The sequence below is a fragment of the Bradyrhizobium sp. SZCCHNRI1009 genome (assembly GCF_032487575.1).
Classification (GTDB): Bacteria; Pseudomonadota; Alphaproteobacteria; order Rhizobiales; family Xanthobacteraceae; genus Bradyrhizobium.
The window spans coordinates 87,431-112,604 of sequence record NZ_JAUEUL010000021.1 but is presented as its reverse complement, the minus strand read 5'-3'; the positions used below and the strand labels follow the sequence as shown (position 1 = coordinate 112,604).

Sequence of the window (25,174 nt, the reverse complement as noted above, 5' to 3'; positions counted from 1 at the left end):
GCCCGCCTGCGAAAAGAATGCAGGCGGCAGGTACCACAGGTGCAGCCGAGAACGCCCGGCCTTCCCTGCGCGATGGTCTTCACGCTTATACGCAGTCTCCCTGGTGCGCCGGGCTTTTTGGCCACCATCACCGCGCAGCGCCTGCGGCGCCATCACGGCTTGATACCAGCGTCGGGGTATCAGGACGCTGCGATTTCACGTCCGCGTCACATCGTTCGTCCGCGCGCCCGAAGACACGCTGCGACATGATCGCGGCCACCGCTCCCCGCCCCGCGTGTCGTGACGATCGCGCGCTACGCCCCTCGGCTTGGGACGGGATGGCGCGATATGATCATAACTTCTGGAAAAACGCAAGATATTTTTGTTTTGCAAAAATCAAGGATCGGAGGCAACGGCGCCTCACCGCTCTCCGCTGTCGTCCCTGCGAACGCAGGGACCCATAACCACCGGCCCTCGTGAGATGAGGACTGCCAGTTATGCCCAACCGACAGATTCCGCGGTATGGGTCCCTGCGTTCGCAGGGACGACACCGCCGTTGCGGCGGGCAGCGTGGCCGACAGCAAAGTGAACGGCCGACAACATCGCATTCAGGGTGCCTTCAAAGCGCGCGCTGTAGAACCTCTACCGTCACCACACTTCCCAATGGAGGGGATCATGGTTTCGCTGAAGACATCTCTCGCAGGCGGCATCGCCGCGCTCGCCGTGACCACCACCCTGCTCGCCGGCGTGGCGCCGGCTCAGGCCCATGACGGCCGCAACGCGGCGCTTATCGGTGGTCTCTTGGTCGGCGCTCTCGTCGGCGGCGCGCTGGCGTCGGAAGCGCAAGCCTATGAGCCCGCGCCGGTCTACCGGTCGCACTATCGCGACGCGGCGTATGACGGCTACGGCTACGAGCGCTACCGTTACGTGCCGGCCCAGCGCTATCGCAATTGCGACCACGGCGGCTATGGCCGGGCGGCGGATTGGGACGACGAGGATTAGTCGCCGGCCTTCCCGAATACGAAGCTGTCGCGACGAACGACCCGGTCAGCCAAGAACTCCGTCATGCCCGGGCTTGTCCCGGGCATCCACGTCGTTCTCCGCAGCCGGAGGACGTGGATGCCCGGGACAAGCCCGGCCATGACGACGTGGAGACAGGCTACCGCCAAACTCAGGCCGCCTGATGCGATCGCACTACGCAGGCCGTGCAGCCTACAGCACCACGTGCACGTCGATGATGACGCGGTCGGCGTGCCGGGCCGCCGAGCCGACGAAGACGTACTCCATCAGCCAGCGATATCTGTCGTGGCCGGTCTCGAACCGCGGGTGGGTGCGGAAGTAGATCAGCTTGGGATCGACCGGCTCGCCGCGCTTGAGCTTCTGCAACAGGTCGACCGGTCCGAAGCGGATGCCGCGGTTCTCGACGTAGATCGTCGCGCCGTCGTCGGTCTCGAAGCCATATTTGGCTTCGAGGTCGATCAGCTCGTTCGGACGGATGACCTGGAAGTCGGCGCCGAAATTGCAGATCCTGCCGCTGATGCCCTCACCGGCGCGGCCGGGGCCCTTCACCTCGCCGCCATGGATCGGGATGATCCGGCGCACGCCGATGCCGGTCTCGCCGGCACTGGTGACGTCGCCGATCATCACGGTGAGGGTGAAGACGTAGCGGGTCTCGAGGATCGGGGTCGTCATCAGCGGGCCATCATCTGTTGCGGCAGCCAGGTGGCCAGCAGCGGGAAGGCGATCAGGATCACCAGGCGGATCAGGTCGGTGACGACGAAGGGCAGCACGCCCTTGAAGATCGTCGAGAACGACACGTCCTTCACCACGCTCTTGATGACGAAGACGTTCATGCCGACCGGCGGATGGATCAGGCCGAGCTCGACGGTCATCACGATGATGACGCCGAACCAGATCGGATCGAAGCCGAGATGGGAGATGACCGGGAAGATGATCGGCACGGTCAGGATGATCATCGCCATCGCATCCATCAGGCAGCCGAGCACGAGATACATCACCATGATCAGCGCCAGCACCCCGTAGGGGCCGAGGCCGAGGCCGGTGAGGAACTCCGTCACCTTCTGCGGCGTCTGCGTCACCGTCAGGAAGTAGCCGAAGATCAGCGCGCCGATCAGCACGGTGAACACCGCGGCCGCGGTGCGCGTGGCCTGCAGCAGCGAAGCCAGGATCTTGTCCTTGTCGAGCCGGCCGGTGAACACGCCTATCAGGAATGCGCCGGTGGCGCCGACGCCGCCGGCTTCCGTCGGCGTGAAGCGCGGCAGGAACGGCAGACCATAGAGACCGCCGATCACGAACAGGAACAGGAGCACCGGCGCCCAGATGCCTTTCAGGCCCGCGATGCGCTCGCGCCACGGCGGCGCCTCGCCCTTCGGGAGAAAATCCGGCCTGACACGGCCGATCACCGTGATGGTGATCATGTACATGGTCATCGCCAACAGGCCGGGGATGATGCCGGCGATGAACAGCTTGCCGATGTCCTGCTCGGTGATGATGCCGTAGACGGCGAGCACGGTCGACGGCGGCAGCATCGCGCCGAGCGTGCCGCCCGCGGCGATGACGCCGGTGGCGAAGGACTGCGGATAGCCGAAGCGGCGCATCTCGGGATAGGCCACCGCCGAGAACGTCGCGGCGGTCGCCACGGACGAGCCGCAGATCGCGGCGAAGCCGCCGCAGGCGGCGACGGTGGCGATGCCGAGCCCGCCGCGCAGATGGCCGACGAAGCCGTTGGCGGCGCGGAACAGCTCGCGGCTCATGCCGGAGTTGGACACGAACGTTCCCATCAGCAGGAACATCGGGATCACGCCGAACGTGTAGTCCGTGACCGTGCGCATCGAGGTCTGGCCGACCAGCTTCAACGCCGCCGTGCCGTTGACGAGATAGGCGAAGCCGGACACGCCGACGAGTCCCATCGCCATGCCGACGGGCACGCGCAGCAGCATCAGCGCAAACAGCGCAACGAAGCCGATGACGGCAACCGCATCCGTACTCATGCGGCACTACTCCGTGGGCTTGACGTGAGGGTCATGAATCTCCTCGGGGTGGAAGATCAGGCGATAGGTCCGGATGGCGATCAGGAGCACCGCCGAAACGTCGCCGATCCAGGCGATGGCGAAGAACGGCCAGGTCGGCATGTGCAGATCGAAGGTGAGGACGTTGTCCTCATAGGTGCCGCGCACCTTGTCGAACAGGGTCCAGGTCTGCACCGTGACGACGAACAGCAGCACCAGCGTTGCGAAGATGTCGATCCAGCGCTGATAGCGCGGGCCGACATTGCCCCAGATCAGATCCACGGTGATGTGGGTGCCGCGATAGGATGTCGCAGCGATGCCCCAGAAGATCAGGATGCCGAGCAGCATGCGCCCGATGTCGAAGGAATCGGGGATCGAATAGTTCAGCGTGTTGCGGAGCAGCACCGACAGGAAGATGTCGAGCGCGACGATGCCGACGAAGAACGCGGCGATCCATTCGATCGCATCGATGATCCGGTCCATGTAGGCGCGCTGCATGGCGTCCCCGTTTGAAATCTGGTCGTAGGCTTGAAGATTGGAGCGCGCGCTGCCGCGCAGCAGGCGGTGCGCCCCCTCGCCCCGCCAGGGCGAAGCGAAGCTTCGCTAAGGCGGGGAGAGGGTTGGGGTGAGGGGGTACAGGTCTAACGGCTCGCACCACCCGTGCGGCTGCCCCTCACCCCGACCCTCTCTCCGTCAGAACGGGGAGAGGGAGCGCACCGTCTGCTGCGCAACAGCGCGATGTAAAGAGCGCTACTGCGCCAGCGCGTTGTACTTGGCGAGCGAGGCCTTCAGCTCGGTCATGGCGGCCTCGGCGTCGACGCCGGTCTTCTTGACGCCGTCGGCCCAGGTCTTGAACAGCGGCTCGGAGGCCTTCTTCCACAAAGCGGTCTGCTCCGGCGTCAGCTTGTAGACCTCCTGGCCGGACTCGGCCTTGATCTTGTCGACGCCGGCGTCCTCGAACTTGCCCCAGGGCTCGCCGACCTTGCCGGCGGTCTCCGTGTTGCAATTGTCGTCGATCGCCTTCTTCTGCATCGCCGACATCTGGTTGTACTTGTCCTTGTTCATGACGAACACGAAGGTCGTCACGTAGAACGGCGCGTCCATGTGGTACTTCGTGACCTTGTCGACTCCGAACAGCACCAGCGAGCCCGCCGGAAAGGTGACGCCGTCAGCGACACCGCGCTCGATGATGTCGCGCACTTCCGGCGCCGACGACTGCACATTGGTGCCGCCGAGCAGGGTGACGAAATTGGCGATCGTCGCATCCGCCGGGCGGATCTTCATGCCCTTGACGTCCTCGGGCACGACGACCTTCTTGGTGCGGGTGTGGAAAGCCGAGGGCGTGTGGACGAAGGCGAGGCAATACTTGACGTCCTTCATCTCCTTCTCGGCATATTTTCGGTACCACGCGTCCAGACCTTCCGAGCCGCCCTTGGCGTCGGAGACCAGGAACGGCAGCTCGCCGGCGCCGATGATCGGGAAACGGCCGGGCTGATAGCCGGGATTGACGTAAGTGACATCGGCGATGCCGTCGCGCGCCATGTCGTAATGGTCGAAGGCCTTGCCGAGCTGCTGGGCCGGGAACACCTTGCCCTTGATGGTGCCGCCCGAGGCCTTTTCGACCGATGCGGCCCAATCCTCCAGCGCCTTCTGCAGCGGATGGCTGGCGGGCACCCAGTGCGAAATCTTCAGCTCGAACGTCTTGTCCTGCGCGAGCGCGGGGGTGGTCACACCGGCAGCCAGCGCCAACGCCAGAAGCGTCTTCCTCATCGGGATCCTCTCCTTCCATCATGGGCCTTCGAGGGCCCTTTGCTTCATTGTTATAGCATATAACCATCATTGCAAGCGTGACGGCAGACCTGCCGTCGCTGCACGCGCGAGCCTGCCCCTATCGCGCCAGCCAACGCAAGTCTGGCAGACGAAAGTTGCAGCCGCGCGACCAATTCATTAACACGTTAAGCATCTTGAGTGCACCCGAAATTGCACGGCTGCGTCGGCACACCGCGAAATTGCCACGAGGGGTCGAGCGGCCCTGCGACATCGTGCGCCATCTCCGCCGGCGTCGGCGCGCACCGTTTCAAACATCGGCGCAAAACACGTTTGAAACTTTGTAGGCGGTGCAAAACGCGCGGAGACGTCGTTGACTGCGGACATCGCCAGCAACGATCGAGACACGCGTGAGCAGCATTCCCGCCGGCTTCGAGCCGCATTTCCGCAAGAGCCCGTTCACCGATCCCTGGGAGCCGCTCTACGCCAGGAGAACCGACAAGGCCGTCATCCTCGGCCTTAGGCTTGCCGTGCCGCACACCAATTCGCGCGGGCTGATCCATGGCGGCCTGATCGCATCGCTGGCCGACAATGCGATGGGCTACAGCTGCGCCCAGGCGCTGGGCTGGGAGGCGTCGCTGGTGACGATCAATCTCGCGGTCGACTACATCGGCAGCGCCGGGATCGGACAATGGCTCAGCGTCGAGAGCGACGTCATCAGGAGCGGACGCACCGTCTGCTTCGTCCAGAGCCTGGTGCTGGCGGATGACGCCGTGATCGCGCGGGCGAACGCGACGTTTCGCGTGGTGCCGAAGAAGGAGTGACGTCGTCAGTCGAAACGCCAGTCGCAGGTTGCGGTGATCAGGTCGATGAAGGCGCGCACTTTGGCGGAGAGCAGGCGGGAGCTCGGAAACACGATGTGGATCGGGAGCGGCGGAGGCTCGTATTTCGCCAGCACCCGCTTGAGGCGGCCGCCGCGCAAGCCGTCCGCAGCCTGATAGGCCATCACCCGTGTCACGCCGCCGGCCGCCTCGGCATACTGGATCGCGGCGTCGGCATTGTTGGTGACGAGCCGCGGGCTGACCGCAATCCGCAGTTCCCGGCCCTCCCTGACGAAGCGCCATTCATCGGCCGGGCCGAACTGGATGGTCTGGTGCTTCGCCAGCGCATCGGGCGTCCGCGGCTCACCATGGACCTTGAAGTAGGCGGGAGCCCCGACCACGATCCGGCGCATGCTGCCGACCTGGCGCGCCACGAGCGAAGAATCGCCGAGATGGCCGATCCGAACGGCACAGTCCACGCCGTCCTCCACCAGGTTGATCTGGCGGTCCTCGAGGCGCAGCTCGGCCGCGACCTCGGCATAGCGGCTCAGATACGCGGCCATGACCGGACCGACATGGAGCCGGCCGAAGCCGACGGGCGCCGAGACCACCAGCCGCCCCACCGGCTGCAGGCGCTCGCTCTCCGCGGCGCGCTCGGCCTCCGCCAGATCAGCCAGAATGCGGCTCGCGCGTTCGAGATAGCGTCGTCCGGAATCGGTCAGGGTCACCGAGCGCGTCGTCCGCTGCAGCAGGCGGACGCCAAGATGCGCTTCGAGCGCGGCGACCAACCGGGTGACCGCCGATGGCGACAGCTTGAGCCGGCGCGCTGCCGGTGCGAAGCCGTTCAGCTCGGCGACGGTCACGAACGCCTGCATGGCATCGATGCGGTCCATCAGATTATTGCAGCATCTGCAACGATCCAATGTCAACTGGCCAGATTATTTCCCTGGGGGATTGGGACCATATTGCCTTCACGGCGGCAGTCACGGCCGCAGCGACAAGGAGTCATTGCGATGACCCAGCCAACCATCCAGGCACCCGGCGACGTCATGTTCTCACCCGCCGTCAAGGCGATCCAGGCCCGCAAGGGGTCGCGCGAGAGCTACGCGCATGTGGAGCAGAGCCGCGGCTTTCGCCACGAGGTCGACGACGATCTCGCCGGCCGCCTCGCCGAGGCCACGAGCTTCTATCTCGCGACCGCCTCGGCCGACGGCCAGCCCTATATCCAGCATCGCGGCGGACCGAAGGGCTTTCTCAAGGTGCTCGACAGCCACACGCTGGCGTTCGCCGACTTCAGCGGCAACCGGCAGTACATCACCCAGGGCAATCTGTCGGAGAACCCGCACGCCTACATCTTCGTCATGGACTACGCGCACCGCCGCCGGGTGAAGATCTGGGGGACGGCGCGGGTGGTCGAGGATGATGCCGCGCTGACGGCCTCGCTGATGCCGAGAGGCTACAAGGCGCGGCCCGAGCAGGTCATGCTGTTCACGATCAGCGCCTGGGACACCAACTGCCCGCAGCACATCCCGCAGAAGTTCGACGCGGCCGACGTCGCGGAAGCGCTGGCCGTGCGCGATGCGCGCATCGCGGAGCTGGAGGCGGAGGTGACGCGGTTGAAGGGCGAGGCCCTCTGACGAAGTCCTCTGCCTTCAGCACTGTGGACCTGTGCTTGGTCGTCATTCCGGGGCAAATCGTTCGTGCGCGGTAGTGCACGGGCGATTGAACCCGGAATCTCGACATGAGTAGAGCGCAAAACAATCTCGAGATTCCGGGTTCAAGGCCTGCGGCCTTGCCCCCGGAATGACGTGGGTGGGGCTTAAGAACTCAGGCGGCCTCGGCCGCCCTGCCCCAATCGAACTCGGGATAGTACTGCGCCATCATGCGCTCGGCATAGGCGACGAGATTGCCGAAGCTTTCGGTCCTGCGGCGGAGCTCGGAGTCGAAGAACGGCGTGAGAATGCCGGCGATGACGGCGAACGCGGTCGCGTCGGTGCCGCATGGACGATCACCCATCAGATAAGGCCGGTCGCCGAGCTGCACCGACAGCGCGCGCAGCGAGCGCGCGGCGAGATCGACGTCCTCGTCCGGCGCGTGCCGGCCGAGCCCGGAGATCAGATAGTTCTCGGCGACACGAAACTGCGCGTCCTCGCGCAGCTTCTCGCGCTTGTCGGCCGGCACGCCGTCGAAGAAATGCGCCGGCCCCTTGGCGAAGTTGACCGGATCGACCCAGCGCGCCCCGACCAGCGCGAAATACAGATGATGCTCGATCATGCGCTCGAACCCCCAGGCCTGCGCCCGCGCGCGCACGTCGAGTCCGGAATCGAAGTCGAAGCCGTATTTGCGCTCGATGTGGGCACGGATGAAGGTCGAATCGGCAATCAGCTCGCCGCCATCGTCGATGAAGGGCAGTTGCCCCTTCGGCGACGCCGGCGGCATCGCCCGCTGCTTCCGATAGTCGAGGCCCGCCATCTTCAATTGCACCTCCGTCTTGGTGACGAAGGGGCTGATCTCCGGCAGGCCGAAGCCCGCGCCCAAACCGAACAATGTGATCATGACAGCACTCCCGACTTCCTGAGCAGACGCCGGACGCTACGAACGTGCTGCTGCCACCATGGTGTCAGCAGCGGCAGTAGCGTGGTGGCCAGGCCAAGGCCATAAAACATCATCATCGACATCACCCCTTCAATCTCGTTGTTGGCCCGGTATAAGGACAGGCTGCTGCCAGCATCCTGTCAGCATCGGCGGGGGTGCTCGCCGCTCGCAGGACACACCATGAGACGCGCCGACCGGCTGTTCCAGATCATCCAGGTGCTGAGACGCACGCGCCGCCCATTGACGGCGGATGCGATCGCGGCCGAGCTCGAGACCTCGAAGCGCACGATCTATCGCGACATCGCCACCCTGATCGGGCAGCGCGTGCCGATCCGCGGCGAGGCCGGCATGGGCTATATCCTGGAGAAGGGTTTCGATCTGCCGCCCTTGATGCTGACGCCGGACGAGATCGAGGCGGCGGTGCTTGGCGCGCAATGGGTCGCGGTCAACGCCGACCCGGTGCTGGCGCGCGCGGCGGAAGACCTGATGGCCAAGATCGCCGACACCGTGCCGGAGCGCTTAAGGCCATTCGTGCTGGAGCCGGCGAGCCGCGCGCCGCGGCCGTGGATGCGCGAGCCGGACCGCATCGACATGTCACGCACGCGCTCGCAGATCCACGAGGGACGCAAGATCCGCTTACGCTATCGCGACGAGCAGGGCCGCGACAGCGAGCGCGTGATCTGGCCGATCGCGATCGGCTATCATGACGCGGTGCGCATCCTCGCCGCCTGGTGCGAGCTGCGTCGCGACTTCCGCAGCTTCAGGACCGACCGTGTCGTCGAGGCGGATTATCTCGACGACAAATATCCTGAAAGGCGCGAGGCGCTGCGCGCCAAATGGCGGCGCAGCCTGGTGTGGGAGGTTCCCAAGGATGTCTGAACCGGTGTCTGGCGAGACTGACAGCAGCCCCTGTCAGAGCTGCGGCGCGTGCTGCGCCTATTCGTCGAACTGGCCGCGCTTCACGATCGAGGAGGATGAAGCCCTCGACCTGATCCCGGCCGAGCTGGTCAACGAACGGCTGTCGGGCATGCGCTGCGACGGCGACCGCTGCTGCGCGCTCGATGGCGAGATCGCGCGCGCCGTCGCGTGCCGGATCTACGCGATCCGCCCTGAGGTGTGCCGCATCTGCATGCCGGGTGACGCCGAATGCGCGATGGCCCGGCGCAAGTTCGGGCTGCCGGTGCTCGCCTGAGCCAAAGGCTAGGAAGACGGGGAGTCAGGCCGTGACCGGCTCGGGGCTGTCGTCGAGATCGTCCTCGAACGGCTTCATCACCGAGAGCGGCTTGGTCGACAGCGAGATCGGCTTGCGGCTCGAGGTCGCGCTGGCCGGACCCGCCCGACCGCCGCGGGACTGCGCATACAGCGCCGATCCGACCCGGCCGCCGAACTGCGACAGGTCCTGCTCGCTGCAGGTGGATGCAATCGCAAGCGCCAGCGGGTGAAGATGCGTGCGCCTGTAACAGAACAGCGCCAGCATGGCCCTCACATCGGCGGAGACGCTCTCGACCAGCGCGGGCAGCCCGTTGGCGTCGGCACGGTAGAGCTCGCCGAGAAGCTCGTCGCCGACCGGGCACGAATCGCTGTCGAACGCATCGCGACTTTGAAGCATCTGTTTGATTGCCATGGCGCGACGATGCGGCGCGAATCGCTAACGTCCGGTTAACCAAACCGAACGGTCGTCCCACCCCCGGCTTGACACGGGGCTGCCGCCGTCGGCGCAGCTTCGCCGCGACGCACCGCGACCGGACTCAGCCGTTCGCGGCCATGAAGATCGAGAGCCCGAATCCGGTGAGGTGATGCAGCGCCTGATCGACGCCGATCAGGGTCCAGAACCATCGGTGCTCGGTGTTCATGCCGAACCGCGACGAGCAGATGCCCTTGATGCGATCGATGGTGATGTGAATGGCGAAGTCGATCACGGCGACGAACCAGAATCTCGGCGCGACGATCAGGATCAGAACCATGGCGACGGCGAGATGGATCAGGCAGTGCACCAACAGCGGCAGCGCCCAGCCCTTCCGTTGGTCCTTGCCATAGGCCATCCAGGCGTTCTGCAGAACGAAGTCGCCAATGATGTGCTTGAAGGTCAGCAGCAGCATCCAGCCGACCAGCGCACCAACCGGAACCTGCGACGACAAAGAAGGAAAAGACAAAGCTGACGCTCTCGCTACGACTAACCCTTGGAACCAACCCTGGGAACCAACCCTTGGACGCACGGGGAACTGGAGGCGTTCAGCGCAATCTGATGAGAATACCCGGCCAATTCGACGCGTATGCGACGCTTATGACATCTCCGGTAGCGAATTGCACGCGAAAGGGAACCTCAAATCGCGCCCTGCTACCCTTCCCGGCAATTCCGCGGGGGGTAAGGTTACCCGCCACCGTGCATCTGCGAACCGGCCGCAGTCGCGGCGTTTCATTCAGCGGCGTCGGTCTTCGGTGCTGACAGCGCCCTCGCCCGGATCTGCGCGATGGCCCGCTTCAGCGCGCCCTGTCCCGGCTCTGCCAGCGCAACGGCGCGCGCCTCGGCGATGGCGGAGGCGAGATCCGAGATCGGCAGCACGCCATCGAAGGTGGGCTTGGCCAGGCCATCGATGATGGCATGCCAATCGGCGAGACCCTGCCGGTAGCCGTCGCCCTGCCCCTGGATCATGGTCGCCGTGCCGATCACGGCGGACGCCGCCGCAGGCTGCTTGTCCAGCGCACGCGCGATCATGTGCAGCCACCGTTCGGCCCAGGCGCGCTCCTCGCCATAGCGCACCGACTGCAGCCGCCAGCGCCGCAGGCCGGCCATCAGCTTGAGACGGCGAATGGCGAGCGGCGATCGAACCGAGAAGCGGACCTTGACCCGGCGCCGGCCCAGCCAGCCGACCTGCTCGAAGGCTGCCAGCAACGATTCCGCCACGGCCTGCGGCAGCACACCGATCAGTTCGTCGAGGCGAAACCGCCGCACGTCATCGCTCTCGCGTCCCCCCGGGCGCTGCCCCATGTCGAGGCTGATCAATCTGAGCTGGGCGATCCGGATCGGATCCTCGTAGGCCATGCGGGCGGCCAGCAGCTGCGCGATCTGAGACAGCATGCCGGCATCGACGTTCGATCTGCGCACGAATCGCTTGATGCGATCGACGTAGAGCTGCGCATAGCTCGCGCCCTGATACTCCATCAGCAGATGGATGCCGTCGCTCACCGTCGGCACGGCGGCGTCAGGCAGGCCCTGAGGCAGAAAAGGCGGCTCGCCATCGTCGTCGCCGATGACGTCGGCGAACAGATATCGCAGCGAGGACCGGACGCTTTCCACTGGGCTTCAGGCTCCCCGGATCACGCCGGCTTGGCGACGGGCGCCGGCGCGGTGGTCTGTTGCGCCAGCCGCCGCTCGAGCGTTTCGATGTTCTGGAACAGCCGGGCGCTGGCGAGGCGCAGGAAGTAGAAGGCGAAGGCGGGGTTCTGGACGTAGAGCTGCTCGACCTGGTCGTAGGACACCGACAGGATCAGCCCGCCCTCGACGCATTCCAAGGTCTGCGTGCGCGTATTGGACGGGGAAATCATGCCGAACTCGCCGACGATCGCGCCCACCGGCAGCTCGATGCCGGATTCGACCAGGCGGAAGCGGCCGCTGACGATGTAGTACATGCTGTCGGCCTTCTCGTCCTTGTAGAACAGCACCTCGCCGGGACCGCATTTGCGCTCGGTCATGAACGGCTTCAGCCATTCCATGGAGAGGTCGCTGTTGACCGACTGCTTCACGTCGCGGACCAGTTGCAGCATCTGGTGGAGCCGGTAACTGTTGAGCGGCAGCAGCACCCCGTGCAGGATCAGGACCGGATAGTTGTGCATCGGCACCGCGGTCGCGATCAGGACGATGTTGGTGAGGATGGCGAAAACCCGCAGCGGAATCATGGTCCGCATCGACAGCGTGGCGACCACGAAGATCGAGGCGAAGAGGCTGCCGGCGGCGCCCGCATGTTCGACCAGGTGTGAGGTATCCATTGGGATCAACCAGACTCTTGGGACGCAGGAGGGCGGACGCTCGGTTCCGGCCTCCTTTTGCCTAATTTAGCGTGTCCATGCCGACCTCTGATATACGGCGAACAGACGACGTTTGAACCGGTATTTGAGCCGACACTCAAAAATTCCCGCTCGAAGTAGGACGGTTTGGACCTGCCGGAGGCACCCGCGCAACCGACCGGCCCGCATCGTTGACGGGATTCCCCCGATCGGGGCACCTTGCCGCCGCCGCGATCTCCTGCGGCTCTGAGATCAGCGACCGACGCCCGCCAGCAATGACCAAACCGCAGCACCCTGCCCTGGCGGCATTCGTCACCGCGCTGGCCGGACGCAACATGACCAAGGCGGCCTTTGCGGCCGTGGCGCTCGGCATGAGCGCCATGGTGCTGTTGACGATGGACCCGGCCTACGAGGCCGGACGGCGCTGGATCATCGCCCTGCTGTGCGGATGCCTTGTCTTTTTCGTCGTCGAATGGGCGGTTCGGGTTCAGCAGGCGGCCCGGGCGCATCGCGTCGCCGCCTACCTCATGTCGGGCCGGGGACTGCTGGACACGATCTCCGCTCTCGCCGTGCCGACCGCGCTGGTCTCGGGCATGGAGGCACGCACGGCGTGGCTGCTGGCGGTCATCTGGGTGCTCAAGGTGATCCCCGGCGTGCCTGGCCTGCGCCGGCTCCGCCGGGTGCTGGTGTTGGAAGCGCGTCCGCTGCTGTCGGTGCTGGTGCTGTTCCTGGTGGTGCTGTTTGTCGGATCGGTCGCCGAATACGCGCTCGAACATGACGAGCAGCCGGCCACCTTCGGCAGCATCCCGTCCGCGCTGTGGTGGGCGGTCGTGACCCTCACCACCACGGGCTATGGCGACGTGGTGCCGGTCACGCCGCTCGGGCGGGTGGTCGCCGCCACGGTGATGATCTCCGGCCTCGGCGTGTTCGGCCTATGGACCGGCATCCTGGCGACCGGCTTCGCCGCGGAAACCCGGCGCGACAACTTTCTCAAGACCTGGGAATCAGTCAGCAAGGTACCGTTCTTCGCCAGCCTCGGGCCCTCGACGATCGCCGACGTCACGCAAATGCTGCGCACCATCGACCTGCCGCCCCGCGCCACCGTGATCCGCAAGGGCGAGCCGGGCGACTGCATGTATTTCATCGCCTCCGGCGAGGTCGAGGTCGACCTTCCCGGCAAGAAGGTCCGGCTCGGCGAGGGCGCGTTCTTCGGCGAGATGGCCTTGCTCGGGAACAACCTGCGCTCGGCCGACATCAGCACGACAGGGCTGTCGAAGCTGCTGGTCCTCGACCTCGTCGATTTCCGCGTGCTGATGGCACGCCACCCCGATCTGGCGCAGAGCATCGCTGCCGAGGCGAGGCGCCGAACCATGGAGAACAGGACATGACGACCGGACGGACCACCCAGGCCGATGACGCGCCGAGCATGCCGCTGCTCACCATCGACGGCGCCCGCGCCACCATTCGGCTCAATCGTCCGCGCCATCTCAACCGGCTCCAGCCGGAGGACCTCGCCGAGCTGCTGGCGCTGTTCGACCGGGTCGAGGCCAACGCCGCCTTGCGCGTGCTGGTCTTGACCGGCACCGGGCGGGCGTTCAGCGCCGGCTTCGACCTTGGCGCCATCGGCGCAACGCCGGCGGATAAGGCCGAGGCTTCCAGCCCGGCATTCGAGGAGGTCGTCGACCGGCTTGAGGACCTCGCTTTGCCGACGATCTGCCGGCTCAACGGCGGGGTCTATGGCGGCTCGACCGATCTGGCGCTGGCCTGCGATTTCCGGATCGGAGTCGATACCAGCGAGATGTTCATGCCGGCGGCGCGGCTCGGGCTGCACTATTACCCCAACGGCATCAAGCGCTACGTGTCCCGCCTCGGCGTCGATAATGCGAAGCGTCTGTTCCTGACGGCGGAGAAGATCGGCGCGGCCGAGATGCTGCGCATCGGCTATCTCACCGGCATGGTGACGGCCGATGCGCTCGATGCGGAGGTCGACCGGCTGGCGACGGTCCTGGCCGGCAACGCCCCCCTGGCCATGCGCGGCATGAAGCGCGCCATCAACGATTTCGCGCGCGGAGCCCTCGACGATGCGACGGCGCGCCGCAGGCATCAGGACAGCATGCGCGGCGCCGAAATCCAGGAAGGCATGAAATCGTTTGCAGAGAAAAGAACCCCGAAATTCTGAGCGCAGCCGCGCTCCGAACTCATAAATTTTGCATGCAAATGTCTGTATCCAGCCGGTGCTCCGACACACGCTCAACGAACTATCGACCTAAATCTCCAATTTGCGGTTGACAGCCTTTTGTCCGTGGCTAGCTTGAACCACGGGCGGAGACTTTCACATGCAAGTGATGGACGCGTATTGGGGACGACGAGCTCTGGAGTACGTCGATGCGATCGAAGCGTCGAAGACCAGCGCGAGCGTGCTCTCCCAGTTCGAGAAGATGATCAGCGACCTGGGCTTTCACGCCTACATCATGGCCGGCGTGCCGACCTCGGGCCAATCGCTGCAGCAAACCATTCTCGCCAACGGCTGGCCGCGGGAATGGTTCGACATGTATGCGCGCGAGCAGTTTCACCGCTGCGATCCGATTCCGCGACACTGCATCTCGACATTGAATCCATTCGCGTGGTCTGAGGCTCCCTATGACCGCGAGGACGAGCCCGGCGCGCATGAGGTGATGATGCGCGCGAAGGACTTCCGATTGAACGAAGGCTTCTGCGTCCCCATCCACTACGACGATGCCGTGGGCGCCGTCAGCCTTGCAGGCGAAAATCCGAATCTCGCTCCGGACGCGCGGGGCGCGCTGCACCTGATCAGCATCTTCACCCACAGCCGGCTGCGCGCGCTGGCGCGCTCGGCCGCGAGCAACCAGGGCCGACGCCTGTCGCGGATCGAGGCCGAGGTGCTGGGCTGGGCGGCGCGCGGCAAGACCGCGTGGGAGACGGCGCGCATCCTCGGCGTCTCCGAACGCAACGTCCGGTGGCATCTGGAAGAAGCGCAGCGCAAGCTAGCAACCAAGAACAAGACGGCGACGGTTGCGACCGCTCTTGTCAACGGCGAGATCTCGATCTGATCTGGCGTTTCTCCCACTGGATCAATTCGAGCGCATCGGCAATCTGCAAACCCCAATTTGATTCAGACGACCGGGGGTTTCGATGCCTGAGATTCATGTCGTTCGAAAAGATAATCGCGCTCTGTACGAGAAATATTTCGATTCGTATTACCGTCTGCGCCACGAGATCTACGTCAAGCAGCGCAAGTGGATGGCGCTCGATCGTCCGGACGGGCGCGAGATCGATCAGTTCGACACCGAGGATTCGGTCTATCTGTTCTGCATCGACAAGGGCCAGTTGATCGGCTCGATGCGCGCGGTGCCGACGCTGCTGCCGACGCTGATGAGCGACATCTTCCCGTATCTGAATCTGCGCGGCCCGATCCAGCGCCCCGACGTCTACGAGCTGTCGCGCATCTTCGTGATCCCGGAGCGCCGCGGCGAGCACGCCGGCCCGCGGGTCGACATGCTGCTGCTCACTGCAATCATGGAATACGGCATCTCGATCGGGCTGACCGGCTTTTCGATCGTGCTCGAAACCTGGTGGCTGCCGCGGTTCGAGAAGTGCGGCTGGAAGGCGCGGCCGCTCGGCGTACCTCACATGATGGACGGGATGTCGGTGATGGCCGTGCTCGTCGACTGCGATGAAACGACATGGAAGTCACTCTGCGAGCAGATCGGCCTGACGCGGCCGACGCTGACGTGGCAAGGGCTCGAAGACGTCAGCCGCCAGGCCCTGCCGGATATCTTTCTTCATCTTCCACCAGCCGCTCAGCCAGCGCAATGAGCTGTTCCCGGTGCCGCTTCAGCCTGAGCTTATGGAAGGCCTTCAAGAGGCGGTGACCAAGGAGCGTCGCCTCATCCACCTCGAGGGCATAAAGGTTGGACGGCGTGTTCATGGAATCCATCGCTGACACTTCAGGTTTCGAGCCGTGACTGAACCTTCAATCGAGAAGATCATCGAGCGTCTGCAATTTTGCATCGTTGACGCTCGGGCGATGCAACTCAAAATGTTAGAGAGAATTTTGTCAATATCATTGCTTGAAGCCCACGAGCTGAAGGAAAAGTGCGCGCCCAATTCGACAAACAGCAGCCATTAGCGCTCCTGCACCGACTCTCGCAACACGTCTGGTCCCCGTAGCAACGCGTCTCGGTTGGCGCATCACAGACACAAACTGTTGATTTCAGGGCGGCTTTCGATGTGAAGGTCGGACAGGAGAGCGCGCGCATCGTTGCCGAAACGCGCTTGCCGAACTCGGACGACACCTCGGCAAAATCATGGCGCCGCCGCCCGAGCTGCTCCTTGTTCAGCAAACTCGGTTTACAAAAATGGACTCGCGGGTCGTCTCGCCCCCTCCGGAGTCCCGGATAACGGAACTCCACCGGCAAACAATACGCGCGCGCGACCCACGGACGGGACGTTATTTGTCGTGAAAGCGGACGGTCTCCGCGACCGTGGCGCGGCGGGTGCGGTAGGAGTTGGCCTTGTCACCGAGATCGGGATGCCCGAACGAGATGCCGCAGACCACCTTGCGGTCGCCGCCGAGCCCGAAGTGCTGCCGCACCACGTCGGAATGAAACGCGAGCGCCGCCTGCGGCACGGTGGCGATGCCGAGCGCCTGCGCCGCCAGCATGAAGCTCGTGACGTAGCCGCCGCAATCGATCGCGCCATAGGTGCCGAGCGCCTCGTCGCTGTGGATGATCGCCACATGCGGCGCGCCGAAGAAATTGTAGTTCTCCAGCGCCTGCCGGGCATAGCCCGCCTTGTCGCCGCGCGGGATGTCGAGCGCGTTGTAGAGCTGGAAACCGCTCTCGCGCCGCCGTTCGAGATAGACACCGGTGTATTCGCGCGGGAAAGGAAAGTCGCCTGACGCCGCCTTGCCGCTGGAGGCCGCCGCATACATCACCTTCCGGAACGCCTCGGTCGCCACACCGGAGGTGATATCGACACGCCACGGCTGGCTGTTGCACCACGACGCGGTTTTCTGCGCCGCCTCCAGGATGCGCTCGATGGTGGCGCGCGGCACGGGCTCGGGCAGGAACCTGCGACAGGAGAAGCGCGCGGCCATCAGCTCTTCGAGAACGGTGATGGGAGTGGCCTGTGCGGCTGCGGCGTCAGCTTTCATTTATGGTTCTCACTACAACGGAGAAACGTCCCTTCATGATGAGGCGCGCAGCGCCGTCTCGAACCATGAGGCCCGGATATCGGCCTCATCCTTCAAGACGCTGCTGCGCAGCTCCTCAGCATGAGGGTTAGCTACGTCCCTTGGTCGGCACCTTGTTGAACGGCACGTCCTTGTCGACCCGGATGTCACCGGGCAGGCCGAGCACGCGCTCGGCGATGATGTTGCGCAGGATCTCGTCGGTGCCGCCGGCGATGCGCATCGAGGGCGAGGTCAGCAGCATCTGCTGAAACTGGCCCTGCGTCACCGCCTCGTCCGCGCCGGTCAGCACGCCGGCGCCGCCTTCGAGATCCATCGCGTAGGTCGCGATATCCTGCAGCATGACGCCGGCGACCAGCTTGCCGATGGAATTCTCAGGTCCCGGCCGCTCGCCCTTGGACAGCGCCGAGATGGCGCGATAGCTCGTGTACTTCAATCCGCTCGCCTTGACCGCCCAGGAGGCGAGCTTCGAACGCGTGGCGCGGTCATCGATCGCCAAACCATTCTCGGTCATCAGGTTGGCGCAGAACTCGAACATCTCCGGGAAGCCCGTGGCGAGCCGCGCGCCGATCGACATGCGCTCGTTCATCAAGGTGGTGAGCGACACGTTCCAGCCGTCGCCGACCGCGCCGAGCCGCTGGCTGTCGGGGATCACCACGTCGGTGAAATAGACCTCGTTGAACTCCTGCATTCCATTGGCCTGCTTGATCGGACGGACCTCGACGCCCGGGCTCTTCATGTCCAGGAAGAACATCGTCAGGCCCTTGTGCTTGGGCACGTTGGGATCGGTGCGCGTGATCAGCAGGCCGTAATCCGAGTAGTGCGCGCCCGAGGTCCATATCTTCTGCCCGTTGATGACCCAGTCATCGCCACGCTTCTCGGCGCGGGTGCGCAGGCCGGCGACGTCGGAGCCGCCCGCCGGCTCGGAGAACAGCTGGCACCAGATCTCCTCGCCCGAGGCGAGCTTGGGCAGATAGCGCCGCTTATGCTCCTCGCTGCCATAGGCCATCACGGTCGGGCCGCACATGCCCTCGCCGATCTGGAACGGCTGCGTCAGCTTGCCATAGACGCCCTCCTCCTGCTGCCAGATCACGCGCTCGATCGGCGTCGCGCCGCGGCCGCCATACGCTTTCGGCCAGTGCAGGCAGGCCCAGCCGGCATCGGACTTCTTCTTCTGCCAGGCCTTGCCGACCTCGACGATATCGGCGTGCTTGAGCCTGATGCGCCCGAGCGAGGAACTCGCGAGTTCGCCCTCCAGCTCCTTCGGCGCGTTGGCCGCGATCCAGGCGCGCGCGGTGTCGCGAAAGGCGGCTTCTTCAGGGGTGTCGTCGAAGTTCATGATCTAACCTCGCTTCGTATGCGGAGGGCGGGTTGGCCGAAGGCGTAACCCGCCGCTTTGATCAGCATTGCACGAGCCAAGGGCGGGTTACGCTGCGCTAACCCGCCCTACGACTCCGCTTGCTAGGCACGTCCCTTGGTCGGCACCTGGTTGAACGGCACGTCCTTGTCGACACGGATGTCGCCGGGCAGGCCGAGCACGCGCTCGGCGATGATGTTGCGCATGATCTCGTCGGTGCCGCCTTCGACACGGGTGCCGGGCGCGCGCAGCAGCATCGCCTGGAATTTGCCCGCAAGCTCGGCCTCGGGACCGCTGAGCACGCCGGCCGCACCCTGCAGGTCGAGCGCGTAGGCTGCGACGTCCTGGATCATCGGTCCGGCGACCAGCTTACCGATCGAGTTCTCAGGTCCCGGCCGCTCGCCCTTCGACAGCGCCGAGATGGCGCGCATGCTGGTGTATTTCAGCCCGCTCGCCTTCACCGCCCAGCTCGCGAGCTTGGAGCGCACGTTGCGGTCCTCGATCGCGGGACGATCGTCCAGCATCAGGTTGGAGCAGAAGTCGAACAGCTCCGGGAAGCCGGTGGCGACGCCGGCGCCGATCGACATGCGCTCGTTCATCAAGGTGGTGAGCGCGACGTTCCAGCCGTCATCGACGGCGCCGAGCCGCTGCGAGTCCGGAATCACGACGTCGGTGAAATAGACCTCGTTGAAATCCGAGTGCCCGCTCGCCTGCTTGATCGGCCGGACCTCGACACCAGGGCTCTTCATGTCCAGGAAGAACATCGTCAGGCCCTTGTGCTTCGGCACGGTCGGATCGGTGCGCGTCAGCAGGATGCCGTAGTCGGAATAATGCGCCCCCGAGGTCCAGATCTTCTGGCCGTTGATCACCCAATCGTCGCCGCGCTTTTCGGCGCGGGTACGCAGGCCGGCGACGTCGGAGCCGCCGGCCGGCTCGGAGAACAGCTGGCACCAGACCTTTTCGCCGGAGGCGAGCGGCGGCAGATACTGCCGCTTATGCTCCTCCGACGCGTAGGCCATCATGGTCGGCCCGCACATGCCGTGGCCGATGATGAACAGGCCGGAGAGCTTGCCGTAGGGCCCCTCCTCCTGCTGCCAGATCACGCGCTCGATCGGCGAGGCGCCGCGGCCGCCGTAGTCCTTCGGCCAATGCAGGCAGGCCCAGCCGGCATCCGCCTTCTTCTTCTGCCACGCCTTGGCAACCTCGAGAATGTTGGCGTTCTTCAGCGCGACGCGGCCGAGCGAGGTCGCGCGCAGCTCGTCTTCATACTGCTTCGGCGCGTTGGCGGCGATCCAGGCCCGCGCCTGGCTGCGAAACGCGGCCTCATGCGGAGTGTCATCGAAGTTCATCGGCAAGCCTCTCATCTCGTAGGGTGAGCAAAGGCGCAACGCGCCGTGCCCACCGATTCAAACCCGCGCCACCGACGGTGGGCACGCTTCGCTTTGCCCACCCTACGGATTCCCATCGTGCGTCACGCCGCATTGCGCTTGCGCATGCGGTCGATCAGCTGGTCCTCCCAATAGGACAGGCTGCCGAGACCGAGCGCGAGCGCGTTGGCGCGGCGGTAGTACATGTGGCAGTCGAACTCCCAGGTGAAGCCCATGCCGCCATGGACCTGGATGTTGTTCTTGGCGCAGTGCTGGAACGCCTGCGTCGCGCTGATGCGCGCCGAGGCCGCGGCTTCAGGCAGCTCCGGGGCGTTGGTCGAGAGCGCCCACGCGCCGTAGTAGGAATTCGAGCGCGCCAGGGTCGCAGACACATACATGTCGGCCAGCATGTGCTTGACCGCCTGGAACGAGCCGATCGGACGGCCGAAGGCGATGCGATCGAGCGCGTAGTCGCGGCCCATCTCCAGCGCGCGGTCGGAGCCGCCGACCTGCTCGAACGCCGTCAGCACCGCGGCGCGGTCGAGCACCTGGGTGATGATGCTCCAGCCCTCGCCGGCGGCGCCGAGCGGCTCCGCCTTGCAGTTCTTGAAGGTGAGCTCGGCCTGGCCGCGCGTCGGATCGAGATTGGTCAGCGCCTTGGCTTCGACGCCGCCCGCCTTGGTGTCGACCAGGAACAGCGAGATGTCGCTGTCGCGGCCGGTCGAGCCGGTACGCGCGGCAACGATGACGAGATCGGCGATGGCGCCGTCGGCGACGGGCTTCTTGGTGCCGTTGAGCACGCCGTTGGCAGCCTCGAGCTTGATCGCCTTCGGCGACGGATTGCCGGTGCCCTCGAACAGCGCCAAGGCGCCGATCGTCTCGCCGCTCGCGATCTTCGGCAGCCAGGCCTGCTTCTGCGCATCGCTGCCGGCCAGCATCAGCGCCTCCGCGGCAAGATACACGGTCGATGAGAACGGCACCGGCGCCAGCGCGCGGCCGACCTCCTCGGCGATCACGCAAAGCTCAAGATGGCCGGCGCCCGCACCGCCATACTCCTCCGGAATGGCGACGCCGAGGAAGCCCATCTCGGCAAAGCCTTTCCACAACGCGCGGTCATACGGCTCCTTGCCGTCGAGCACCACGCGCACCGCCTTGGGCGGGCACTTCTCGGCGAGGAATTTCCGCGCCTGGTCGCGTAGCTGTTTCTGGTCGTCGGAGAAATCGAAGTTCATGGCCTCACCTGCTTCTTGATCGTCATTCCGGGGCGATGCGCAGCATCGAACCCGGAATCTCGATCTGATTCATCTCTGGATTCCGGGTTCACTCGCTTCGCGAGTGCCCCGGAATGACGGTTCTAAAATTCCGCATCACAGCACGATCACGTCGCTGTCGGGCGTAGCCGCATAAAGCCGCTCGACCAGCGCGGCGCGGCGCTCGAGGCCGGCGCGCTGGTTGATGTAGCCCTTGTCGGTCAGCTCGTGCCCGTCGATCGACGGCGGCTCGACCATCAGCATCGCGCGGCCGATGCGCCGGCTGCTCGCGCCTTCGCAGTCCTTGTTGTGCGCCTGAAGGCCGCGGCGGACGCAGTCGATGACCCCGGGATGCTTCACCACATCCTCGAACGTCGCATTGGGATCGCCGACCAACTGGCGGCAGGCGTGCAGGTTCGGCCACGCCAGCAGACCAACATATTCGCGGTCCTGCCCGGTCACCAGTGCATCGTGGATCGCCGGCGTTGCGGCTGCGATCGCATCGGTGCGCAGCGAGCCGACATGGACGAAGGTGCCGGTCGTGAGCTTGAAATCCTCGACGACGCGGCCGGCGAAGATGATGCCTTGCGCCGGATCATTGGGATCGACGAATACGCCGGCGTCGCCGATGCAGTAGAAGCCCTCCTCGTCGAACGCCTTCTTCGTCAGCTCGGGCTGACCGAAATAGCCGGGCATCACGTTGATGCCGCGCAGGCGCAGCTCGTATTTGTCGCCGACAGGCACCATCTTCAGCTCGACGCCGGGGAACGGCAGGCCGATCAGGCCGACGCGCTCGGTGTTCCAATAGGTGCCGGTCGAGGTTGGCGCGGTCTCGGTCGAGCCCCAGCCGGTGTAGAACACGATGCGCTCGCCGGTGGTCTTCACCGCCAGCGCCTGCATGCGCTCATAGAGATCGTCCGGCAGCCGCGCGCCGCCATAGGCCATGATGCCCAGATCCTTGAAGAACGAGCGGCACAGCGCGTCGTCCTTCTCCATCGCCGCCGCCAGCGCCGCATAGCCGGCGGGCACATTGGCGTAATAGGTCGGCGACACCTCGCGCAGGTTCCGGATGGTTTCGTCGAACATGCCGGGCATCGGCCGTCCGTCGTCGATGTAGAGCGTGCCGCCCTCGATCAACAGCGGATTGAACAGCGCATTGCCGCCCATGGTGTGATTCCACGGCATCCAGTCGAGCACCGTGGAGATCGGCGCCTCCGGTCCACGCGGCCGCGTCTGCATCATCATCGCCGCATTGGCGCACATCATGCGCTGGGTGTTGATGACCGCCTTGGGCATGCCGGTCGAGCCGGAGGTGAACAGCAGCTTGCCGACCGTGTCCGGTGTGATCTGCGCAATCGACGCGTCGACCGCGCCGGTGACCGGCGTCGCGGCGAGATCAGCGAAGCTGATGCTCGCAACGCCCTCGCACGGACGCGCGACATGAACGACGGTGACGCCGTCGAGATCGAGCGCCTTCAGCGCCTTCTCGAAGGTCGGGCCGTCCTGCACCATGACCACGCCCGGCTTCACCAGTCCGAACAGGTATTTCAGCTTGAGGTGATCGTGACTCATCAACGAGTAGGCCGGAGACACTGGCGCCGCCGGCGACCGTGCCTGCATGGCCGCGAACGTCATCAGCGCATGCTCGATCGAATTGCCGGAGAGGATCGCGACGGGACGGCCGTCCAGCCTCAAATTGAGCAGGCCCTGCGTCAGCCCATCGACGGTGCGCTTGGCCTCGGCATAGGACAGCTTGCGCCATTGCCGCTCGGCCCCGCTGCGTTGCGCGAGCCAGGTCCGCGTCGGCGCCTCCTTGGCCCAGCGGGCGAGCGGCGCCGCCAGATGCGGCTCATAGGCCTGCAGCGGAATGCGCGACTTGATGACGATGACGCCGTCACCGCGCCGCTCGATATCGATGTCGCGCGCCAGCCAGTTGACCTTGCGGAATGCCGGCTTCTCCAACACCTTCGCTGCCGTCCCGTCCATTTTGCGTCTCCCGAAATATCGTCCTTTGCGGATCTTGATATCTAGCGGTTGGTATAGACCGGCTTTCGCTTCTCGAGGAAGGCTGTAATGCCTTCCTTGAAATCCTCCGAGCGGCTGCACAGCACCTGGTTGCGATCTTCCATCGCGATGACGGCCTCGATCGACGACGCATCGACGCTCATGTTGAGGCATTCCTTCGACAGTCGAAGTCCGACCGGCGAGGCCGTCATCATCGCGTCGACGAACGGCGCGGCCGCGTTCTCGAGCATATCGTCCTCGACGATCTCCGACACCAGGCCGACCATGAGCGCGCGCTCGGCGCCGATGAAGCGGCCGGTGAGGATCAGCTCCGATGCGACGGAGACGCCGACGAGGCGCGGCAGGAAGTAGCTGGTGCCGATGTCGCAGCCCCCCAGGCCGAGCTTGATGAAGGCACAGTTCATCCGCGCCGAGCGCGCGGCGATGCGGATGTCGGCCGCGAGCGCCAGCGCGAAGCCGCCGCCGGCCGCCGCGCCCTGCACCAGCGCAATGATCGGCTGCGGGCAGCGCCGCATCAGCATCACGATGTCGGCGATGCGCCGCTGCGAGTCTAGGGATTCGGTCACGCTCGGCGGCTCGTTGACACCGCCGCGCCGCTGCATCGCAGCCTTGAGATCGAGCCCTGCGCAGAAATTCTTGCCGGCCCCCTTGAGCACGACCACGCGCGTGGTGCGATTGCGCTGCAGGCCTTCGAAATAACTGTTGAGCGCATCGATCAACGCCGGATCGAGCGCGTTCAGGCTCTCCGGACGATTGAGCGTCACCCGGTCAACACCATTGTCGTGTTCGATCAGCAGCGGTTGGGACATGGCGCGCGCTCCAGCCTCAGTGTCATCCCGGCGAACGCCGGGATCCATAGCCACCGGCCTGATTGGTTAGAGCGCGGCGTCTGCCAGAGTGCCTCTCACAGACGCCGCGGAGTATGGGTCCCGGCTCAAGGCCGGGACGACAGCGGAGAATGCCGCCTAGCGCGGGGCCATGCGGATGGCGCCGTCGAGGCGGATGGTCTCGCCGTTCAGCATCGGGTTCTCGACGATGTGGACGGCGAGGTTGCCGTACTCGGAGGCGTCGCCGAGCCGGGCCGGATGCGGCACCTGGGCGCCCAGGCTCTTGCGCGCTTCTTCGTTCAGCCCCATCAGCAGCGGTGTCAGGAACAGGCCGGGCGCGATGGTGTTGACGCGGATCTTCTGGCTGGCGAGATCGCGCGCGGCAGGCAGGGTCAGGCCGACGACACCACCCTTCGACGCCGAATAGGCGATCTGGCCGATCTGGCCTTCATAGGCCGCGACGCTCGCAGTGTTGATGGCGACGCCGCGCTCCTCGCCGATCGGCTCGGCGGTGACGAGGCGCTCGGCGAACAGGCGCAGCACGTTGAAGGTGCCGATCAGGTTGACGTTGATGATGCGCGCGAACTTGGCGAGCGGATAGACGCCGTCCTTGCCAACGATGCGCTGCGAGCCGCCGATGCCGGCGCAGTTGACCAGCACGCGCGCGATGCCGTGGGCGGCTTCGGCCTTGGCGATGCCGGCCTTGACCTGCTCCTCGTCGGTGACGTCGGCATGAATGGCGACGCCGTTGAGCTCGGCCGCCACCTTCTCCGCGTTCTCCTTGCTCTGGTCGAGCACGGCGATCTTCGCGCCCTTGGCGGCCATGGCGCGCGCCGTGGCGGCGCCGAGGCCCGAGCCACCGCCGGTGATCAGAACGGCAACGTTGTTGAGTTGCATGGTGCGTTTCCTCCGTTTGTTTGTTGTTGGCGAATGGCGAGTA

The 25,174-nt window shown here is 65.3% G+C and carries 26 protein-coding genes; 9 read left to right on the top strand and 17 right to left on the bottom strand.

The window, feature by feature from the left end:
• Positions 1-654 precede the first annotated feature (654 nt).
• On the top strand, positions 655-981 hold the full coding sequence (locus QX010_RS26895) for a hypothetical protein (RefSeq protein ID WP_315805725.1): 327 nt from the start codon (positions 655-657) through the stop codon (positions 979-981).
• A gap of 210 nt (positions 982-1,191) precedes the next feature.
• On the opposite strand, the gene QX010_RS26890 is transcribed toward QX010_RS26895, so the two are convergent.
• The 4 genes from QX010_RS26890 to QX010_RS26875 all read right to left on the bottom strand — a co-directional run bounded on the left by QX010_RS26890 (position 1,192) and on the right by QX010_RS26875 (position 4,778).
• Entirely contained in the window at positions 1,192-1,671 is a 480-nt protein-coding gene (locus tag QX010_RS26890; protein WP_316182875.1) for a DUF3237 domain-containing protein, read from the bottom strand.
• Complete coding sequence (locus tag QX010_RS26885; RefSeq protein WP_315805176.1) at positions 1,671-2,990, bottom strand: TRAP transporter permease; 1,320 nt, start codon at positions 2,988-2,990, stop codon at positions 1,671-1,673. The genes QX010_RS26890 and QX010_RS26885 overlap by 1 nt, the downstream gene beginning before the upstream one ends.
• Positions 2,991-2,996: 6 nt before the next feature.
• Complete coding sequence (locus tag QX010_RS26880) at positions 2,997-3,506, bottom strand: TRAP transporter small permease (protein WP_315805177.1); 510 nt, start codon at positions 3,504-3,506, stop codon at positions 2,997-2,999.
• A gap of 252 nt (positions 3,507-3,758) precedes the next feature.
• Entirely contained in the window at positions 3,759-4,778 is a 1,020-nt protein-coding gene (locus QX010_RS26875) for a TRAP transporter substrate-binding protein (RefSeq protein ID WP_316182874.1), read from the bottom strand.
• 407 nt (positions 4,779-5,185) lie between these two features.
• Here QX010_RS26875 and QX010_RS26870 point away from each other — a divergent pair, with 407 nt between their 5' ends.
• Positions 5,186-5,599: a PaaI family thioesterase gene (locus QX010_RS26870; RefSeq protein ID WP_316182873.1), complete on the top strand. Its 414-nt coding sequence runs from the start codon at positions 5,186-5,188 to the stop codon at positions 5,597-5,599.
• A 5-nt stretch (positions 5,600-5,604) separates the two neighbouring features.
• Here the strand turns inward: QX010_RS26870 and QX010_RS26865 are convergent, their stop codons facing one another.
• A complete protein-coding gene (locus tag QX010_RS26865; RefSeq protein WP_316182872.1) occupies positions 5,605-6,489 on the bottom strand; it encodes a LysR family transcriptional regulator in 885 nt (294 codons plus the stop codon).
• 120 nt (positions 6,490-6,609) lie between these two features.
• Between QX010_RS26865 and QX010_RS26860 the strand changes: the two genes are divergently transcribed.
• Positions 6,610-7,233 carry a pyridoxamine 5'-phosphate oxidase family protein gene (locus tag QX010_RS26860; protein WP_316182871.1) on the top strand — a complete coding sequence of 208 codons (624 nt, stop codon included), beginning with the start codon at positions 6,610-6,612 and terminating at the stop codon, positions 7,231-7,233.
• Between the two features lie 190 nt (positions 7,234-7,423).
• On the opposite strand, the gene QX010_RS26855 is transcribed toward QX010_RS26860, so the two are convergent.
• On the bottom strand, positions 7,424-8,152 hold the full coding sequence (locus QX010_RS26855; protein ID WP_316182870.1) for a glutathione S-transferase family protein: 729 nt from the start codon (positions 8,150-8,152) through the stop codon (positions 7,424-7,426).
• A 219-nt stretch (positions 8,153-8,371) separates the two neighbouring features.
• Here QX010_RS26855 and QX010_RS26850 point away from each other — a divergent pair, with 219 nt between their 5' ends.
• Positions 8,372-9,070, top strand: coding sequence for a YafY family protein (locus QX010_RS26850; RefSeq protein ID WP_315713748.1), 699 nt, complete (start codon positions 8,372-8,374; stop codon positions 9,068-9,070).
• Entirely contained in the window at positions 9,063-9,383 is a 321-nt protein-coding gene (locus tag QX010_RS26845; protein ID WP_315805183.1) for a YkgJ family cysteine cluster protein, read from the top strand. Before QX010_RS26850 ends, QX010_RS26845 begins: the two co-directional genes overlap by 8 nt.
• Positions 9,384-9,407: 24 nt before the next feature.
• Here the strand turns inward: QX010_RS26845 and QX010_RS26840 are convergent, their stop codons facing one another.
• The 4 genes from QX010_RS26840 to QX010_RS26825 form a co-directional block, all read right to left on the bottom strand.
• Positions 9,408-9,800 carry a hypothetical protein gene (locus QX010_RS26840; protein ID WP_315805267.1) on the bottom strand — a complete coding sequence of 131 codons (393 nt, stop codon included), beginning with the start codon at positions 9,798-9,800 and terminating at the stop codon, positions 9,408-9,410.
• A 139-nt stretch (positions 9,801-9,939) separates the two neighbouring features.
• Positions 9,940-10,290 (bottom strand): DUF3307 domain-containing protein, encoded by a 351-nt coding sequence (locus QX010_RS26835; protein ID WP_315805268.1) that lies wholly within the window; start codon positions 10,288-10,290, stop codon positions 9,940-9,942.
• Between the two features lie 317 nt (positions 10,291-10,607).
• A complete protein-coding gene (locus QX010_RS26830) occupies positions 10,608-11,489 on the bottom strand; it encodes a DUF6537 domain-containing protein (RefSeq protein WP_316182869.1) in 882 nt (293 codons plus the stop codon).
• Positions 11,490-11,509: 20 nt separating this feature from the next.
• Positions 11,510-12,178 (bottom strand): cyclic nucleotide-binding domain-containing protein, encoded by a 669-nt coding sequence (locus QX010_RS26825; protein WP_315713745.1) that lies wholly within the window; start codon positions 12,176-12,178, stop codon positions 11,510-11,512.
• A gap of 293 nt (positions 12,179-12,471) precedes the next feature.
• On the opposite strand from QX010_RS26825, the gene QX010_RS26820 reads away from it, so the two are divergent.
• The 4 genes from QX010_RS26820 (at position 12,472) to QX010_RS26805 (ending at position 16,033) form a co-directional block, all read left to right on the top strand.
• Positions 12,472-13,584, top strand: coding sequence for an ion transporter (locus QX010_RS26820; protein ID WP_316182868.1), 1,113 nt, complete (start codon positions 12,472-12,474; stop codon positions 13,582-13,584).
• Positions 13,581-14,375 (top strand): enoyl-CoA hydratase/isomerase family protein, encoded by a 795-nt coding sequence (locus QX010_RS26815; RefSeq protein ID WP_316182867.1) that lies wholly within the window; start codon positions 13,581-13,583, stop codon positions 14,373-14,375. The genes QX010_RS26820 and QX010_RS26815 overlap by 4 nt, the downstream gene beginning before the upstream one ends.
• A gap of 157 nt (positions 14,376-14,532) precedes the next feature.
• Complete coding sequence (locus QX010_RS26810) at positions 14,533-15,267, top strand: LuxR family transcriptional regulator (RefSeq protein WP_316182866.1); 735 nt, start codon at positions 14,533-14,535, stop codon at positions 15,265-15,267.
• A gap of 82 nt (positions 15,268-15,349) precedes the next feature.
• Positions 15,350-16,033 (top strand): acyl-homoserine-lactone synthase, encoded by a 684-nt coding sequence (locus tag QX010_RS26805; protein ID WP_316182865.1) that lies wholly within the window; start codon positions 15,350-15,352, stop codon positions 16,031-16,033.
• Between the two features lie 634 nt (positions 16,034-16,667).
• On the opposite strand, the gene QX010_RS26800 is transcribed toward QX010_RS26805, so the two are convergent.
• From QX010_RS26800 to QX010_RS26770, 7 genes are all read right to left on the bottom strand, one after another.
• A complete protein-coding gene (locus QX010_RS26800) occupies positions 16,668-17,315 on the bottom strand; it encodes a nitroreductase (RefSeq protein WP_316182878.1) in 648 nt (215 codons plus the stop codon).
• 184 nt (positions 17,316-17,499) lie between these two features.
• The gene (locus QX010_RS26795) at positions 17,500-18,747 is read right to left on the bottom strand and encodes an acyl-CoA dehydrogenase (RefSeq protein WP_316182864.1); all 1,248 of its coding nucleotides are present in this window, start codon (positions 18,745-18,747) and stop codon (positions 17,500-17,502) included.
• Between the two features lie 122 nt (positions 18,748-18,869).
• Positions 18,870-20,114 carry an acyl-CoA dehydrogenase gene (locus QX010_RS26790; RefSeq protein WP_316182863.1) on the bottom strand — a complete coding sequence of 415 codons (1,245 nt, stop codon included), beginning with the start codon at positions 20,112-20,114 and terminating at the stop codon, positions 18,870-18,872.
• A 122-nt stretch (positions 20,115-20,236) separates the two neighbouring features.
• Entirely contained in the window at positions 20,237-21,364 is a 1,128-nt protein-coding gene (locus tag QX010_RS26785) for an acyl-CoA dehydrogenase family protein (RefSeq protein ID WP_316182862.1), read from the bottom strand.
• A gap of 135 nt (positions 21,365-21,499) precedes the next feature.
• The gene (locus QX010_RS26780) at positions 21,500-23,368 is read right to left on the bottom strand and encodes an AMP-binding protein (protein ID WP_316182861.1); all 1,869 of its coding nucleotides are present in this window, start codon (positions 23,366-23,368) and stop codon (positions 21,500-21,502) included.
• Between the two features lie 41 nt (positions 23,369-23,409).
• The gene (locus QX010_RS26775; RefSeq protein ID WP_316182860.1) at positions 23,410-24,216 is read right to left on the bottom strand and encodes an enoyl-CoA hydratase/isomerase family protein; all 807 of its coding nucleotides are present in this window, start codon (positions 24,214-24,216) and stop codon (positions 23,410-23,412) included.
• A 156-nt stretch (positions 24,217-24,372) separates the two neighbouring features.
• Entirely contained in the window at positions 24,373-25,131 is a 759-nt protein-coding gene (locus QX010_RS26770; RefSeq protein ID WP_315805194.1) for an SDR family NAD(P)-dependent oxidoreductase, read from the bottom strand.
• Positions 25,132-25,174 lie beyond the last annotated feature (43 nt).